The following is a 16,619-nucleotide window of genomic DNA, read 5'->3' as shown; positions in this document are numbered from 1 at the left end:
GTCTGAGCCCTGCCGAAGGCAAAGGGCGAGTTGCTGTGGCGAGCCAGAGCGGGCGTTGTAATCCAACCTGACCCAATCTGCCAAAAATCAAAAATGAATCACCGTGCGAATCGACTTACCCTCATGCATTAAATCAAAGGCTTTATTAATGTCCTCTAATGGCATGGTATGAGTAATAAAAGTATCAAGTTCAAACTCGCCCGCTAAATAACGCTCTACATAGTCTGGTAACTCACTGCGTCCTTTTACGCCACCAAAGGCACTACCGCGCCATACCCGGCCGGTAACCAACTGGAACGGCCGGGTAGAAATTTCCTGGCCCGCACCGGCCACACCAATAATGACCGATTCACCCCAGCCTTTATGACAGCACTCCAACGCCGAGCGCATCACATTAACGTTACCAATACACTCAAACGAGAAATCTACACCGCCGTCAGTCATTTCAACAATTATCTCTTGGATAGGCTTGTCGAATTTTTTTGGGTTAATCACGTCAGTAGCGCCCAATTGTTTGGCAATTTCAAATTTATCTTCGTTAATATCTATGGCAATGATCCGGCTGGCTTTGGCCATCACCGCACCAATAATGGCAGACAAACCTATACCACCTAGGCCAAACACCGCAACAGTATCACCCTCTTTTACCTTAGCGGTGTTCATTACTGCGCCAATACCGGTGGTGACACCACAACCCAATAAGCAGACTTTTTCTAACGGCGCAGCTTTGTTAATTTTGGCTAGTGCAATTTCTGGCAATACCGTGTATTCAGAAAACGTTGACGTGCCCATGTAGTGATAAATCGGCTGGCCATCTTTCGAGAACCGCGTGGTGCCATCGGGCATTAAGCCTTTACCCTGGGTGGCACGAATGGCTTGGCAAAGGTTAGTTTTACCGGATAAACAAAACTTACATTTACCACACTCTGGGGTATAGAGCGGAATAACATGATCGCCGACAGCAACCGAGGTAACGCCCTCGCCGATTGCTGCAACAATACCACCACCTTCATGGCCTAAAATAGCCGGAAAAATTCCCTCCGGATCGTCACCCGACAAGGTAAACGCATCGGTATGACACACACCACTGGCCACAATTTTAACCAACACTTCACCTTTTTGTGGCGGCATTAAATCCACATCTTCAATGGATAACGGCTGGCCGGGACCCCAGGCAACAGCGGCGCGGGTTTTAATCATTTTCATAAGATGTCCTTAAACATTGCTGCGAATTTATCATTTACGACGTTAACTATAACGCGTTTTGCATTATTTCTATATCAGCGTTAACTCAGTAAAATGCAAAGCCGTTTTTCATTTATGCAATAGCCTGTACCTCCTACAACTATATAACCAGGCTATCCAGCCACCACACTTAATTAGCTGACCATTGATAACTGCCCGCCCTGCCCAGATACTATAGCGGTATTTTTGAACATGAATGAAGAGGTAACCACCGCATGACCACGCTGAAAATTGATTTAGTATCAGATATCGCCTGCCCCTGGTGCGCCATCGGCTATGCCCGCCTGGAACAAGCGCTGCAAACCCTACCTGAGCTTGAGGTAGAGCTGGAATGGCATGCTTTTGAGCTTAATCCGGATAAAAATGCCCCACAAGAACCGATTTTACCAGCGTTAAGTCGCAAATATGGCAAAAGTGAAGCAGACATGCGCGCCGCACAAAGTAATATGATGCAAATTGCCAGTGAGCTAGGGCTTAATTTTAAAAAAATGCAACAGCGTTTTACCTGTAACACCTTTGATGCACATCGTTTGGTGAAATGGGCCGATACGCAGCAAAAAGCCACGGCAATGAAGTTAGCGTTATTTGATGCTTATTTTGGTAACGCGGCAGATGTGTCGAATGCCGAAGTATTAAACGCTTGTGCCAGAACAGCCGGTTTAGATGAGACGCAAGCTATGCAGATTTTAGCAAGTGATGACTATGCCAACATTGTTAACTCAGATATCGCTAACTACCAGCAGGCGGGTATTTCGTCGGTACCCGCTTTTATTATTAACAATAAGTATTTGATTTCTGGCGCACAAGAACCGGCCCAACTGGCTGCGAGCCTGCAGCAAATTGCCAGCGAAAAAGCCTGAGCTCTTCTTAACACCGTTGTGGTAATTCAACACTACTGCAACGTTTCCAGCAACAGGGCTATATTCTGGCTGCCGGCAAAGGCATAATCTAGGCTCGTTTCCGCCCAACCGGGACAGCAACGGCTGGTTTAACTCAAGCCAGCCTTCTTTACGTCAGTTTTTCATCAGCAAGCTAACTTACTATTTAGTGTACTTGTCTAACCACGTAAACACTTCGTTATACCAGCGCACGCGGTTATCTTTATTTAAGATCCAGTGATTTTCATCCGGAAAAATGACTAAGCGTGAATCAATACCTTTACGTTGCAGGTTAGTAAACGCCCCTAGGCCCTGGGCATACGGTACGCGGTAATCTTTTAAACCGTGTATTACCAGCATCGGGGTCTGCCATTTCTCTGCCAGTGCCGCCGGATTAAACTTCTGGTAATCACTGCCCTCTTGCCAGGGCGTGCCACCTAAATCAAATTCCGGAAACCATAGCTCTTCAGTGCTGCCGTAAAAACTTGGCATATCATATAAACCAGCATGATTTACCAAACATTTAAAACCGGTTGGCCAATTGCCGGCTATCCAGTTCATCATATAGCCACCATAAGACGCACCAAGGGCACACGCCCGCTCACCATCAATCCACGGCTGCGTCTGTAAAATATAGCTATAGCCTTTCTTTAAATCTTCCAGTGGCTTACCACCCCAATCGCGGCTTATTGAATCAGTAAATGCCTGACCATACCCGGTAGAACCATGAAAATCGACCATCACTACCGCATAGCCTTTGGCCGCATACATTTGCGCATTCCAGCGCTCATTAAACATATTACCAAAACTACCCTGCGGCCCACCGTGTACTAAAAACGCCATAGGATATTTTTTACTGGCATCAAAATTCCACGGTTTAACTAAATAACCATACACCGTGGCATCGTTAGCGCCCTTAAAACTAAATTGCTCATAGTCACCAAATTGCACCTGCTTACGCCAGTCAGCATTAATATCGGTGAGCTGGGCAAGCTGGCTGCCATCAAGGCTAATCTGAAATACCTCGGTTGGCAGATCCAAACGGTGGTTAGTAAAAACCAGTTTGTCACTGGCTACCTGTAAATTACCCGCATAACCGTTGCCATATACTTTTCGCACGTCACCAAAACTGGTGTTAATAGCAAAGATGCTATATTGGCCAACATCCTGAGCGGTAACAAAAATAGTGCGGTTATCACTGCCAAACTGATATTCACTAACAGAGCGGTCAAACTCTGCCGCCAGTGCTTTACGCTGCCCGGTCACCATATCCAGCAACATTAAACCAAAACGGTCAGCCTCAGCCCCCGGTTTGCTCATGGCCAGATACGCCATAAAACGGCCATCAGTCGAAAATATCGGCTTGGCATCCCAGGCCTTGTTCTCTGCGGTTAAGTTAATTTTTTCACCGCCATTAACCGATACCTGAAAAATATCATAATTAGTCTGCCAGGCCTGGTCATTGGCTGGTGCTTTTGCACTAAACACCAGATGCTGGTTATCCGGGGTAAACGCCACCTCGTCTATGCCGGCGATGTCGGTGTCCCAGTCGCTAATCAGGTTTTTCGCTTCGGTCACCATGTCATTGCTTGCGTTAAGTGTCGCAACATGCAACTGACTGCGATAGGGCTCGCGCCAGTGATCCCAGTGCCGCACCATCAGGCTGTCGTAAGCCAGCGCGCTGTCTTTGCGCGCAGCTGCTGTAGTTTTCGCGTCAACAGTACATTGTAAGGTGGCACAACCCGGTAATACAGCCAGTGCCAATGCCAATGTTTTGCCGTCAGCCGCCACTTTAAAGCCTTCAACCGGTAAAGGTAGATTAGTCAGCTGCAGCGCCTCGCCACCATTAAGCGGTAAACGCCATAACTGAGTAGTACCCGTTCGATCCGCTAAAAAATATAAGGCCTGGCCGTCACTACTAAAGGCCAATGCCCGCTCGCTGGAACTACTTTGTGTTAAGCGACGGGCTTCGCTGTTTTCGCGCAAATCTTTTAAGTAAATGTCACTGCTACGATCGGCCGGAGCAAAACCACCATTGGTTTGGCTGTAAGCTAAGTAACGGCCATCGCTTGATAAACTGACAGCGGAGATTTTATTAAATTGATTAAGGTGTTCTACCGTTAACGGCCCTTTCGCCAGAACCGGTAACGCGGTAAGTGCAGCTAACAGCAACAATGGGATTTTCATATTCGCTCCTTTACTAAGCAAAAAAAAGCGCTGTGTAATGGCAGCGCTGATATGTTTTTATTATTGTTCGTTGCGCGTTTTTGCGCCGGGTGTTTTTGCGCTGAGCTTGGCGTCCAACTCGGCAATATTGGCTTTCCAAATTGCCGGCCCTTGTTTATGCACGTTATTACCGTTGGAATCTACGGCGACAGTTACCGGCATGTCTTCAACGTCAAATTCATAAATGGCTTCCATGCCTAAGTCGGCAAAGGCCACCACCCTCGATTTTTTAATGGCTTTAGAGACCAGATAAGCTGCCCCGCCTACTGCCATTAAATACACCGCTTTGTGTTTTTTAATACTCTCTACCGTCATATCGCCGCGCTCAGATTTACCAATCATCCCCAGTAAACCGGTTTGTGACAGCATCATTTCAGTAAATTTATCCATGCGGGTCGCGGTAGTTGGGCCGGCAGGGCCTACCACTTCGTCGCGCACCGCATCAACCGGGCCAACGTAATAAATAAAGCGGTTGTGCAGATCAACACCCTCAGGCATGCCTTCACCTTTATTTAGCATGTCGGCAATACGCTTATGGGCGGCATCGCGACCGGTTAACATTTTGCCACTTAACAATACCGTGTCACCCGCCTGCCAGGTTTGTACGTCTGCCGGGGTAATGGTATTCAGGTTTACCCGACGCACATTTGCACCCAATTCCCAGGTTACCTGTGGCCAGTCTGCCAGTTTTGGTGGGGTTATATTGGCCGGGCCACTGCCATCTAAATGGAAATGCAAATGGCGGGTTGCTGCACAGTTGGGGATCATCACTACCGGCAAACTGGCCGCATGAGTTGGCACACTGTTAATTTTTACATCAACTACCGTCGTTAAACCGCCTAAGCCCTGAGCACCAATCCCCAGTTTGTTCACTTTTTCATACAGCTCCAGGCGAAGCTTTTCATCGGCGGTCTCGGCACCTTTGGCAATAAGCTCTTGAATATTTACCGGCTCCATTAATGCTTCTTTTGCCAGCACCGCCGCTTTTTCGGCAGTACCGCCAATACCAATACCCAACATACCCGGTGGGCACCAGCCGGCGCCCATTTTGGGCAAGGTTTCCAGTACCCAGTCCACAATAGAGTCAGAAGGGTTTAACATGGCCATTTTAGTTTTATTTTCAGAACCACCGCCTTTGGCAGCGATCATCACGTCAACATGATGCCCAGCGACTAAATCGATATGCACCACTGCCGGCGTATTGTCTTTAGTATTTTTTCGCAAACCAGCAGGATCAGCAACAATAGAGGCGCGCAGCGGGTTGTCTGGGTTTAAATATGCACGACGGGTACCTTCGTCTACCATCTGCTGCACCGTTAAATCAGTTTTATCCCACTTCACCTCCATACCCACTTTAACAAAGCAGGTAACAATACCGGTATCCTGACAAATGGGCCGTTGGCCTTCTGCTGACATCCGTGAGTTAATCAGAATTTGGGCGATGGCATCTTTAGCGGCCTGATTTTGCTCTTTATGGTATGCCTGCTCCAGTGCCTGAATAAAATCCAGCGGATGATAGTACGAGATATACTGCAATGCATCGTCAATACTCTCGATAAAGTCTTGTTGGCGAATTACCGTCATGCTTTTTTTCCTTTAGTGTCAAAACTGGCCAATGTCGAGACTGGCTAAACCATTAACTATTGGGTACTCTGCTGGTATAATAGCGCGCATACAAAACAGCGGCTAGCCCTTCTATGCAGCAGTATTTAATTCCACAGCCCGCGCCAAAGGATTTGGCCGAGTTATTCGGCTATGTTGCCCACCAGCCTTGGGCCATGTTGCTCGACTCTGCTGCGGATAATCATCCGAATAGCCGTTACCACATTATGGTAATGCAACCGCTGGCAACCTTAACGGCCAAAGCCGGGGTCTCAACTTTGCAGGATGACCATGGCAAACATGATTATACAGAGGACCCTTTTACAGTATTAGATGGCGCCCTTAAACGCTATTTTCCTAGCGCAGTAACCAGTGAATTGCCCTTTAGTGGCGGCGCCCTCGGCTATTTTGGCTATGATCTCGGCCGCTACCTCGAGCAGCTGCCCTCGCTCAGTCAGCACGATATTCAGCTACCCGATATGGCAATTGGCCTTTACAGCTTTGCACTGGTGCTGGATAAACAATTGCAGCAACTCTGGTGTGTTGATTATAACGGCAATGCGCTAGCACGCTGGCAGCAAATACAACATCACTTTTTAAAAAGTATAACCCGCCCGCCATTTCAGCTTACCAGTGGCTGGCAAGCAAATATGAGCCAGCAGCAATACACTGAGCGTTTTGAGCAAATTCAGCAGCATTTATTAAACGGTAATTGTTATCAAATTAACCTGGCGCAGCGTTTTAGCGCCACGTATCAGGGCGACGAGTGGCAAGCTTATTTAACGCTACGCCAAGCCAATGCCGCGCCTTTTTCAGCGTTTATCCGGCTGGAACATGGCGCAGTGATTAGCATTTCGCCTGAGCGTTTTTTGCAATTAAAAAACCGGCAGGTGGAAACCAAACCAATTAAAGGCACCCGGCCCCGCCACAGCAACCCGGAACTGGATAAGCAAGCCGCCGAACAGTTGCAGCAGGCCGAAAAAGATCGGGCAGAAAATGTGATGATTGTCGATTTACTGCGCAACGACTTAGGCAAAGTTTGCCGTATCGGCAGCGTAGCCGTGCCTCAACTCTTCGCCATAGAGAGCTTTCCGGCAGTGCACCATTTAGTCAGCACGGTTACCGGCACTCTGGCACCAGAATACCACGCCGCTGATTTACTGCGTGGCGCCTTTCCGGGCGGCTCTATTACCGGTGCGCCCAAGGTGGCGGCGATGCAGATTATCGAACAGCTGGAGCCACACCGGCGTTCGGTGTATTGCGGTGCCATTGGCTACATTAATAACAATGGTGACATGGACACTAATATTGCCATCCGTACCTTGGTATGTAGCAAGAATACACTGTATTGCTGGGCCGGCGGCGGTATCGTGGCCGACTCTGAAGTGAATAGCGAATATCAGGAAACACTAGATAAAGTGAATAAAATTTTGCCGGTGCTGTTACGGTTAATGCCGCAAATGTTGCCGCAAATAAAACAACAGCAGCAAGCACGAGATAACATCGATGCTATATGAGCAATTTTGTAGCCGTTTTGTTTTAACCTGCAATAGCATCACTAAAAACGGCAATATCAGCCCCATTGGCAACGACAGCCAGCAAGCCGCCGTATTAGTGCCGATAATTGATTATGGCCATGAGCTTAAGGTATTATTTACCCAACGGGCGCTGCACTTGCGCCACCACCCCGGGCAGATCAGTTTTCCGGGCGGGCGGATAGAGCCGGGTGAACACAGCAGCCAGGCGGCACTGCGTGAAGCACAAGAAGAGATTGGGCTGGCGCCAACTGCTGTATTAGTACTCGGGCGCTTACCGCTGCAGCCGACTACTACCGGTTTTACCATTGTGCCGTGGGTTGGCTTGCTAAAACCACAGCCAAGCTGGATATTACAAGCCACAGAAGTTGCCGGTGTGTTTGAAGTACCCTTAAGCCATTTTTTAGCACAGCAAAACCGGTATCAATTTAGCTTGTCACTGCGCGGTAAAGTGCAACAGCTGCATGCCATGCCGTATCAGGATAAGTTTATTTGGGGTGCTACCGCCGCTATTATGCATCAGCTTTGTTTACAATTACGTTAATGTAAACTTTAACTTACAGCATCTAATACCTCAATATAACCCGCTTACAGTAGTGGCGCGCTTCCGTTACAATAGCTTTAATTTCATAAAATAAACGAATAGATACCCATTATGATTATCAGCGCTTTTGACATGTTTAGTATTGGCATCGGCCCGTCTAGTTCGCATACGGTAGGCCCCATGCGCGCCGCGAAAAAATTTACCGATAACCTTATTGAAGCAGAGGTACTGAGTAAGGTTGCCTGCATTAAAGTAGAGCTTTATGGTTCTCTGGGACAAACCGGCGTCGGCCATGGTACCGGTAAAGCGGTTATTCTTGGCCTTTCTGGCTATTTGCCCGAAACCATCGACCCGGATACGGTTAACGGCTTGCTTAAACAAGTTCATGACAGCCAGCAACTGCAGCTGGCACAAAGCCAGAGTGTCAAATTCCCACGGGAAGGCGCTATTGTCTTTCACCGGCGAAAAACCTTAAAAGAACACTCGAATGGTATGGAACTGGTGGCTTTTGACAGCGAAAAACAAGAGTTACTTCGCGAAATATACTTTTCCATAGGCGGCGGTTTTATTGTGAAAGCCGACGACTTTGCTAAAGAAAAAGAAGCGGCTAGCCAATTTGCTAACGATAACCCGCCACCCTTTCCATATGAATCCGGCGCCGAGTTATTGGCGCTGTGTAAAGAAAATGGCTTGTCGATTTCCAGCCTAATGCTGGAAAACGAAAAGGTACTGCGCAGCCCAGCGCAAATTGAAAGTGAACTGAATAATATCTGGCTTACCATGCGCGCGTGTATCGACCGCGGTATAAAAACTGAGGGTATTTTACCCGGGGGCTTAAAAGTAAAACGTCGAGCACCGGCGCTGTATAAACGCTTAATTACCGAGAAAAGTAATGATCCACTGCAGGTAATGGACTGGGTAAACCTGTTTGCGCTGGCAGTTAATGAAGAAAATGCGGCTGGTGGCCGAGTGGTTACTGCTCCAACGAATGGCGCCGCCGGTATTATTCCGGCAGTACTTATGTATTTTGATAAATTTATTCAGCCCGTTAGCCCGGAAATCGCTACCCGCTACCTGCTTACCGCTGCGGCTATTGGTATTTTATATAAGAAAAACGCCTCAATTTCAGGTGCTGAAGTCGGCTGTCAGGGCGAAGTAGGCGTGGCCTGCTCAATGGCGGCGGCTGCGCTAACCGAAATTCAGGGCGGCACGCCGCTGCATGCTGAAAATGCTGCTGAAATTGGCATGGAACATAACCTTGGCTTAACCTGCGATCCGGTAGGCGGCTTGGTTCAGGTGCCGTGTATTGAACGCAATGCCATGGGCGCGATTAAAGCAATTAACGCCTCACGGCTGGCGCTGCGTGGCTGTGGCGATCAAAAAGTATCACTGGATAAAGTGATTAAAACCATGTGGGATACCGGCCGCGATATGCAAACCAAATATAAAGAAACCTCTCGCGGTGGTCTGGCAGTAAATATTATCGAGTGTTAACGGCTATCGGGCAGCAGTAACGGATCATCCCATTCGTTACTGCTTGCGCTATCATTTTGATATTCTGCAACCAGCAGCTCCGCTTCTTCAACCTGATCATCCTGTACAAAAATATTGGCAATACCCATTGGGGCTAAATCACCCACCGCACCTTGTAAATAGTGACCGCCAACATGCGTGGCAATACCATATGACTGCAGCATACCGGCAACAATATGTGCCTCTAATATATCGTTAGCCTTAAAAATAATTTTCATAAAATCCTTACATTCTGCACAACTGGCCGCAAAACATCCTGGCAACGTTTAACATAACTGCTTTTAGTTTTTCAGCCAATCACTGCAATAAATAAAAGCAGGGTTAAGTAAACAGAAGCCAAGCGATCAAGCTGGCAGCAACACAATAAAATAGCATGGGGAATAATGTATATCGAATAATATCACCTTCTCGTCCTTGTAAATTCACCACACTGGCAGCAGCCACCACATTAACAACACAAATCATATTTCCGGCATTAGCACCCAACATTTGTAAGGCAAGCACCAACTTTAATGGCACAGCCGCCTCTACCGCCATAGCTTGCTGAAAGCTGCCAAACATTAAATTTGAAAAGGTAGCTGAGCCCGCAATAAAAGAGCCCAATGCGCCAACAAAGGGCGCAATCCACAGCCAACTATCAGCTAGATAGTACGCCGCCTCGGTTGCTAGCGCTAACGGCATCGCCGGCAGCCCGGCGCTATTAATATCAGACTGTAGAAAAATTCGTACCATCGGCACCGCACCTGCCAAGGCGATTACTGATGGCAACAGCATCTGGCCACTGTGCCTGCAGGATGCCATTAACATGGTAGTTGACCCGCGCAGCAAAAAACAACTGACAATAGCTACCAACACGAACAGCGTACCAGGTAAATATAACGGGCTTACCGAGACACTAAGCTCAGTGCCAAAAATAACCGGCCATTGCCATGCCAGTTGCTGCAAATATTGCTTAATTGGTAAGCTCGGGATCCGGCTGAGCACCAGCAACACTGCTACCAATACGTATGGTAACCAGGCGCGGGCCAGTGACATAGTCGCTGGCAGTAACATAGCTGATTTAGCCGGGCTTGCCCCTGACTGCGACTGCAAAGCCTCCTGGTCGACGCCGTAACTATTAAACAACCATGGCCTAGCAGGCAGCAATATCTTGTAACGGGCGGCGGTGCAAATAAGGGCTAAACCGGTAAGCGCGCCAAGTATCGACGGAAATTCAGGCCCCAGCAATAGCGCAACCAAATACGCTGGCACGGTAAAAGCTAAACCACTTAACAGGGCAAAGGGCGCAATGGCCAGGCCATCGCGCCAACTACGCTGCATGCTAAAAAAACGGGTTAGCATTACAACCATTATCAGTGGTAACCAAGAAGCAACAGCGATATCGATACTGATCGCTGTTAAGGCAACTTGCAGTACAGCGTCATGATCTATACCTGGCACACCCTGGGCAATACCGACCAGCACCGGTGTGCCAACCGCCCCAAAAGACACCGCACTGGAATCGGCAACCAGGGCCAGCACCACTGCAGAAATTGGGCTAAAGCCCAGCGCCACCAACAAAGGCGCCGCAATAGCAGCCGGGGTACCAAAGCCGGCAGCCCCTTCTAAAAAGCTGCCAAATAACCAGGCTATAATAATTAGCTGTACCCGCTTGTCAGGAGATATGGCGCCAAAGCCGGTTTTAATAACATCGATAGCGCCAGTCTGTTTTAACACGTTAAGTAATAAAATAGCGCCAAACACGATCCATAAAATGGTGCTGGCAATTACCAGCCCTTCAGCAACGGCAGCAGCCAGCTGCACTACGGGCATTTGCCACACCAGATAGGCAAGCAATGCACAAATAAGCAAACTCAGTGGCATTGCCCGGCTAGCGGGCATGCGCAACAACACCAGTAAAATAAAAACACTTAACAGCGGCATGGTCGCTGTTATCCATTGCAGTGAAGTCATGTATTCAGATTACCGCCTCCAGCCTGGTACTTTGTGTTTTATCGCTTCCTGATTAATAGCTACCCCGGCCCATTGCCAGGGGCGCTGTATCAGTTTGCTCAGCAGCGTCGCTATTAGCAGGATCGTTATCAATGGTGGCACTTTTTCCGGCAAATAACGACATCACTAATAACGCCACTAAACCCAGCAGCGGAATTAGCAGCAGCAATGCCCACCAACGGCTGTACTGTAAATCGTTTAACCGGCGACACATTGCTGCCGCAATCGGCAACGTCATGGCGATTAAATAGCTCAGGCTGATAACCCACTTAGGTAGTAAACCTGAACCAGATACAATAACGTCAACAATGATCAACACAAACAGCACGGCGATATGTACCCAGAAAAACTGCCAGAACTCACGCCGGCTATCCGCCTGATCAAATAGGGCATAACTGCGAATGGCCCGACCAAAGCTATTAAAAGCTTGTGGTACAGTCTTTTTAATGTCTTCGAGAATAACGTACAACGCCGGTATCAGTATCAACGTTATTACCGTAGCAAATAAAATACCAAAGGCTAAAGACACCGCCATCGGTACCACAATTTTTGCCTGTAAACTGCGCTCCAGCACTATGGGGGCCAAACCGACAAAGGTGGTAAGCGAGGTAAGCAATATCGCCCGAAAACGCTGAGTGCCGGCCTCTACCACGGCTTGGCGCACCGCAACGCCCCGCTCCCTGGCGCGGTTAACGAAGTCCACCATGATCAAGCTATCATTTACCACCACCCCAGCCAACGCCACCAAGCCAAAAATCGACATAATACTTAAACTAAGGCCCAGCAGCATGTGGCCAATTAAGGCACCAATTAGGCCAAAGGGAATGACGCTCATGATAATCAGCGGCTGACTATATGATTTAAGCGGAATAGCCATTAAGGCGTAAATCGCAAACAGCGCCAGCGCGGCTGCTTTCATTAAATCAACCTGGGCATCAATTTCATCCTGACTGGCGCCGTCTAATGAGCCGGTTACCCCCAGATATTTTTGTTCCAGTTCTTTAATCACCTTATCTTTAATTTCACGCACCACTACACCTGGTTCAATCTGGGTTTTATCAGCCGCAGCAGTAATAGTAACCGCCCGCTCGCCATTTACCCTTGTAATAGCACTGAAACTGGGCTGCATAATGTAACTTGCTACCCGTGAAAACGGCACTTCGCCACCATCTGCGGTGCGAATGCGCATATTTTCCAAATCACCAATAGACCGGCGCTCCTCACTTGGATAACGCACCATTACTTTAATTTCTTCGCCATTTCGTTGCAGCCGTTGTGCTTCTGCGCCATAAAAACCGTAACGCACCTGTCGTGCTAAATCGGCCAGACTAATGCCCAGCAATTCCGCTTCGGGCTTTAACGCCAGTACAATTTCATCGTTACCGCCCAGTAAATTATCTTCAATGTCAAACACGCCAGCATACTCGGCTAAGCGGCTTTTTAGTTCTTCGGTAGCTAATTGCAGGTTCTGTAGGTTGCTACCACGAAGTTGCAAGGCGATATCAGCGCCACCGCCGCCCATGGTAGAGCTGTTAATTTTAAAGGATTTAAGCCCAGGAATTTCTGGTACCTGCTCACGCCAGCGCCTTGCAATTTCAAAACCATCTATTTCGCGGGTCTCACTCTTTTCTAACTCGACTACCAACTGGCCTGCGGTATCACTGTTTAAAAACACCAGACGATGTTTAATAACATCTTCGTTAAATTCCCGGCCAAGCTCGCTGTTGGTGCGCAGTAAGGCACGTTCAATTTCCTGCATAGCTAATACGGTGGCTTCGTTTGAAGATCCTTCTTCCATTTGCACGTTAGCTTGAATAAAGTCACTAGGAATATCCGGAAAAAACACCCAACGGACAAATCCACCCTGCAACACACCGATCATTATAATTAACATAGCAAAAAAGCTGGCCATGGTTAAATAACGCAAACGAATACAACGCTCAATAAAAGGCTTGTAACTATTATGAATAAAGCGAAACAACACCCGGGATACCGCCTGGCGTATCCGTTTTAACGTATTACTGCCAAAACGACCGAGCGCGTAAATACCCCCTTTATCCGGGTTCCAGGGTTTAGTGTCCATATTAGCAATATGCGCCGGTAAAATGAGCTTGGATTCGATAATCGAAAATACCAGACATAACACTACTACCCAGGCGATAGACTCCCAAATAGCAGACTGGCCACCACCGACCATCAACATCGGCACGAAGGCAGCGATGGTGGTTAACACCCCAAAGGTAGCAGGCATGGCTACTTTTTGCGCCCCAGCAATAACCGCATTGGTCGATTTGCCGTGTTTCTCTATTTCTGTGTAGGCACTTTCACCAATAATAATGGCATCGTCGACCACTATCCCCAGCACCAAAATAAAACCAAATAAACTGATCATATTAATGGAGACATCAAACATCGGCAGTGGCAGCATCGCTAACGCGCCCAAAAAACACACCGGAATACCCACCATAACCCAAAAGGCGACCCGAAATTCTAAAAAAAGTGTTAACGCCAGCAACACCAAAATAACGCCATAAAATAAGTTACCCGTCATTAAATCCAGCCGGCCTTGCAAGTAATAGCTGGAATCGCCCCAATAATCTAATTGCACACTCGGTGGCAAGCTGGCTTTCTTATCCTTAACATATTGCTTCACGGTGTCGGCAATTTGCAGCGTATCGTCTTCGCCTACCGCATCAATTTTAATAGAAACACTGTTTTTACCATTAAAGGTGGCCAAGCGACTGCGTTCAATAAAACCATCATTGACGTTAGCAATTTCACCCAGCGTTAAGCGGCTACCATCGGCAAATTTTAGTAATACAATATTGTCAAAATCAGCCTGATTATAAGCCTGACCTTTGGTACGCAGTAAAATATTGCCACTTTCAGAGCGGATAGCACCACCGGGTAAATCAACTGAACTGGCCCGAATCGCCGCCACCACCTGATCTAAGGTTAAGCCATATTCTTTTAATTTAAGCTCAGGTACTTCTACCGACACTTCATAATCTCGGGCCGCCACCACTTCTACTTTACTAACACCAGGCTGCTTTTTTATTTCATCCCGAATGTCTTTTGCCAGCTCTTTTAAGGTGCGCTCAGGAGCATCGCCATAGAGCGATAACCACATCACATTGCTTTGAAATCTAACGCGGTAAACTACCGGCCTTTCTGTTTGCTCGGGCAACGATGAAATAGACCCCACCTGGGTTTTTATTTCATCCATGACACTTTGCACATCGTAATTTGAGTCAACTTCAACCCGAATATTGGCTAAGCCTTCAACGGCGGTTGAACGCACGCGCTTTATGCCATTAACACCACGTAAACTCTCTTCAATTTTATCAACAACGCCGGTTTCCACCTCTTGTGGTGCTGCGCCCAGATACGCTACCCGAATATTGACTATTTCCAGTTCAATTTCCGGAAAAGCCTGCTTTTTGATGGTTAATGCCGAGGCAATACCAGCCACCAATATAATGGCCATTAATAAGTTGGCTGCAACGCTATTGCGGGCAAACCAGGCAATAATACCTTTGTTAGTGTCCATATTATTGCGCCTCTACTTTTTCAGCAGGCAGCGATGCAGCGGCATCCGCCAATGGTGTTTCTGGCTGTTCAGCTTCAGTTACCGCACCAGCAACGCGCACTACTGTGCCGGCTAATGGGTTGGATATTGCCGATAACACCAGTTGGTCAGTTGCCTCTAAACCAGTTTCAATATAAGCAAATTCGGCAGTAGCCCGGTCTACCGTTACCTGACGAAACTGCAATGTATTATCGTTACTTACCACCAAAACCTGATTAGCCGGCAGCAGTAAATGCCGGGAAATTTTTACCACCTGTTCTGCCTGGGTACCAACGATACTCGCTGCGACAAAACGGCCAAAATTCAACACCTGCTGCGACGTGCTGGCTTGAGGCTGGTTTTGCTGCCCGGGGTTATTACGCTGGTAAGGGTCCAGCACTTCAGCAACCGCATAAATTACCCGGCTGCGTTGATCCAGTATGCCCTCAGTTCTGACCAGGGTAGCGGGCCAGGATAATTGCTGCCCGGCTACAGAACTACTTAGAGTTACCTGATTACGCTGCGTTTTTGCTGCACCAACCTGATCTGACAGGGTTAAAAACGCCATATCGGTGTCGGTTAATGGCAGGCGAATTTCAGCCACTTCAGTACCAACCACAGAACCAAGCACCGTGCCACGGCTAATAAATTGGCCCAGGTTAGCAGCCCGACTGCGCACCATGCCATCATAAGGTGCACGAATTTCAGTACGAGCTAAGTCACGTCTTGCTCGCTCCAGCTCGGCTTCTGCCGACTGCACATTGGCTAAAGCACTGGCTAATTGCGGTTGCCGTAAACCGAGCGCCGGCGCACTACCATCAGTAAAGGAACGCCATTCTTCTTCTGCCACTTTTACCCGGGCTTTTTCTTCGGCCAACATTGCCTGCGTATTGGCAAATGACGCCTGAGCCGCTTTAACATTGGTTAAATAGTCACTTTGCTCAACTTTAATTAATAAGTCGCCCTGACGAAAAAAACCACCCGCCACAAATTGTTCCGCCACCATCTCAATTCGACCGTTCACTTCTGAAATCAGGCTGGTTTCCAATTTTGGCGTAACCATGCCTTGTGAGGTGATCTTGTAAATGACGTTGTCGGGGACAATCTGTGCCACATTAACCAAGATAGCAGGCCTGCTCTCTTCATTCTTCTCTGGCGGCTGGCGTAACTTAGCTAAGCCTACGGCAGCAACAATGGCTACCACGACAACCAGTACGGGTAGTATTACTCTTACAAAAAAAGACGACATGACTTATCCACCTGTAAATAAACTATCCATATCTTAATGACTGCAGCTGCCATTGTATTATCACGACTGTTAATCTTTGTATCTCGATTAAGCTACTACTTTAGCCTGTTAACCCGATTAACCGCCATAAGAAAAACAGCTTACTCAGCTCCAGGCCATAGCCATCAAGCGTTGTCATGTTGTAATGCGCCCCTGCTTTTATTTTTCTAACAAATAGGCACCGTGATATACCAAGACACAGTGTAAT

The 16,619-nt window shown here is 47.9% G+C and carries 11 protein-coding genes; 4 read left to right on the top strand and 7 right to left on the bottom strand.

The genetic code is table 11. The features are described 5' to 3' along the window. Positions 1-87 precede the first annotated feature (87 nt). The gene (locus tag VT06_RS04480; protein ID WP_200897910.1) at positions 88-1,200 is read right to left on the bottom strand and encodes an S-(hydroxymethyl)glutathione dehydrogenase/class III alcohol dehydrogenase; all 1,113 of its coding nucleotides are present in this window, start codon (positions 1,198-1,200) and stop codon (positions 88-90) included. A gap of 260 nt (positions 1,201-1,460) precedes the next feature. Between VT06_RS04480 and VT06_RS04475 the strand changes: the two genes are divergently transcribed. After that, entirely contained in the window at positions 1,461-2,105 is a 645-nt protein-coding gene (locus VT06_RS04475) for a DsbA family oxidoreductase (RefSeq protein ID WP_046553077.1), read from the top strand. Positions 2,106-2,285: 180 nt separating this feature from the next. On the opposite strand, the gene VT06_RS04470 is transcribed toward VT06_RS04475, so the two are convergent. Both VT06_RS04470 and VT06_RS04465 read right to left on the bottom strand, forming a co-directional pair. Next, positions 2,286-4,310, bottom strand: coding sequence for a S9 family peptidase (locus VT06_RS04470; protein ID WP_046553076.1), 2,025 nt, complete (start codon positions 4,308-4,310; stop codon positions 2,286-2,288). Positions 4,311-4,370: 60 nt separating this feature from the next. Then, the gene (locus tag VT06_RS04465) at positions 4,371-5,933 is read right to left on the bottom strand and encodes a fumarate hydratase (RefSeq protein WP_046553075.1); all 1,563 of its coding nucleotides are present in this window, start codon (positions 5,931-5,933) and stop codon (positions 4,371-4,373) included. A 113-nt stretch (positions 5,934-6,046) separates the two neighbouring features. Between VT06_RS04465 and pabB the strand changes: the two genes are divergently transcribed. The 3 genes from pabB to VT06_RS04450 all read left to right on the top strand — a co-directional run bounded on the left by pabB (position 6,047) and on the right by VT06_RS04450 (position 9,524). Beyond that, a complete protein-coding gene (gene pabB / locus VT06_RS04460) occupies positions 6,047-7,468 on the top strand; it encodes an aminodeoxychorismate synthase component I (protein ID WP_046553074.1) in 1,422 nt (473 codons plus the stop codon). Then, on the top strand, positions 7,458-8,030 hold the full coding sequence (locus VT06_RS04455; protein WP_046553073.1) for a CoA pyrophosphatase: 573 nt from the start codon (positions 7,458-7,460) through the stop codon (positions 8,028-8,030). The genes pabB and VT06_RS04455 overlap by 11 nt, the downstream gene beginning before the upstream one ends. 111 nt (positions 8,031-8,141) lie before the next feature. Next, positions 8,142-9,524: an L-serine ammonia-lyase gene (locus VT06_RS04450; RefSeq protein WP_046553072.1), complete on the top strand. Its 1,383-nt coding sequence runs from the start codon at positions 8,142-8,144 to the stop codon at positions 9,522-9,524. Here the strand turns inward: VT06_RS04450 and VT06_RS04445 are convergent. The 4 genes from VT06_RS04445 to VT06_RS04430 all read right to left on the bottom strand — a co-directional run bounded on the left by VT06_RS04445 (position 9,521) and on the right by VT06_RS04430 (position 16,372). Next, positions 9,521-9,781 (bottom strand): DUF2007 domain-containing protein, encoded by a 261-nt coding sequence (locus VT06_RS04445; protein ID WP_046553071.1) that lies wholly within the window; start codon positions 9,779-9,781, stop codon positions 9,521-9,523. The genes VT06_RS04450 and VT06_RS04445 overlap by 4 nt on opposite strands. Before the next feature lie 103 nt (positions 9,782-9,884). Further along, entirely contained in the window at positions 9,885-11,516 is a 1,632-nt protein-coding gene (locus tag VT06_RS04440; protein WP_046553070.1) for an L-lactate permease, read from the bottom strand. Positions 11,517-11,568: 52 nt separating this feature from the next. Then, on the bottom strand, positions 11,569-15,105 hold the full coding sequence (locus VT06_RS04435) for an efflux RND transporter permease subunit (protein WP_235357357.1): 3,537 nt from the start codon (positions 15,103-15,105) through the stop codon (positions 11,569-11,571). Position 15,106: 1 nt separating this feature from the next. Continuing rightward, a complete protein-coding gene (locus VT06_RS04430) occupies positions 15,107-16,372 on the bottom strand; it encodes an efflux RND transporter periplasmic adaptor subunit (protein ID WP_046553069.1) in 1,266 nt (421 codons plus the stop codon). Positions 16,373-16,619 lie beyond the last annotated feature (247 nt).

This window comes from Arsukibacterium sp. MJ3 (genome assembly GCF_000987765.1).
GTDB lineage: Bacteria > Pseudomonadota > Gammaproteobacteria > Enterobacterales > Alteromonadaceae > Alishewanella.
The sequence above is the reverse complement of the archived record's forward strand: the minus strand, read 5'-3'. Positions and strand labels throughout refer to the sequence as shown.

What these genes read in the sequence shown, in the direction of transcription:
- VT06_RS04450 (WP_046553072.1), top strand. Translation starts at nt 8,142, where the DNA reads ATGATTATCAGCGCTTTTGACATGTTTAGTATTGGCATCGGCCCGTCT.
- VT06_RS04470 (WP_046553076.1), bottom strand. Translation starts at nt 4,310, where the DNA reads ATGAAAATCCCATTGTTGCTGTTAGCTGCACTTACCGCGTTACCGGTT.
- VT06_RS04445 (WP_046553071.1), bottom strand. Translation starts at nt 9,781, where the DNA reads ATGAAAATTATTTTTAAGGCTAACGATATATTAGAGGCACATATTGTT.
- VT06_RS04480 (WP_200897910.1), bottom strand. Translation starts at nt 1,200, where the DNA reads ATGATTAAAACCCGCGCCGCTGTTGCCTGGGGTCCCGGCCAGCCGTTA.
- VT06_RS04430 (WP_046553069.1), bottom strand. Translation starts at nt 16,372, where the DNA reads ATGTCGTCTTTTTTTGTAAGAGTAATACTACCCGTACTGGTTGTCGTG.
- VT06_RS04465 (WP_046553075.1), bottom strand. Translation starts at nt 5,933, where the DNA reads ATGACGGTAATTCGCCAACAAGACTTTATCGAGAGTATTGACGATGCA.
- VT06_RS04455 (WP_046553073.1), top strand. Translation starts at nt 7,458, where the DNA reads ATGCTATATGAGCAATTTTGTAGCCGTTTTGTTTTAACCTGCAATAGC.
- VT06_RS04435 (WP_235357357.1), bottom strand. Translation starts at nt 15,105, where the DNA reads ATGGACACTAACAAAGGTATTATTGCCTGGTTTGCCCGCAATAGCGTT.
- VT06_RS04475 (WP_046553077.1), top strand. Translation starts at nt 1,461, where the DNA reads ATGACCACGCTGAAAATTGATTTAGTATCAGATATCGCCTGCCCCTGG.
- pabB (WP_046553074.1), top strand. Translation starts at nt 6,047, where the DNA reads ATGCAGCAGTATTTAATTCCACAGCCCGCGCCAAAGGATTTGGCCGAG.
- VT06_RS04440 (WP_046553070.1), bottom strand. Translation starts at nt 11,516, where the DNA reads ATGACTTCACTGCAATGGATAACAGCGACCATGCCGCTGTTAAGTGTT.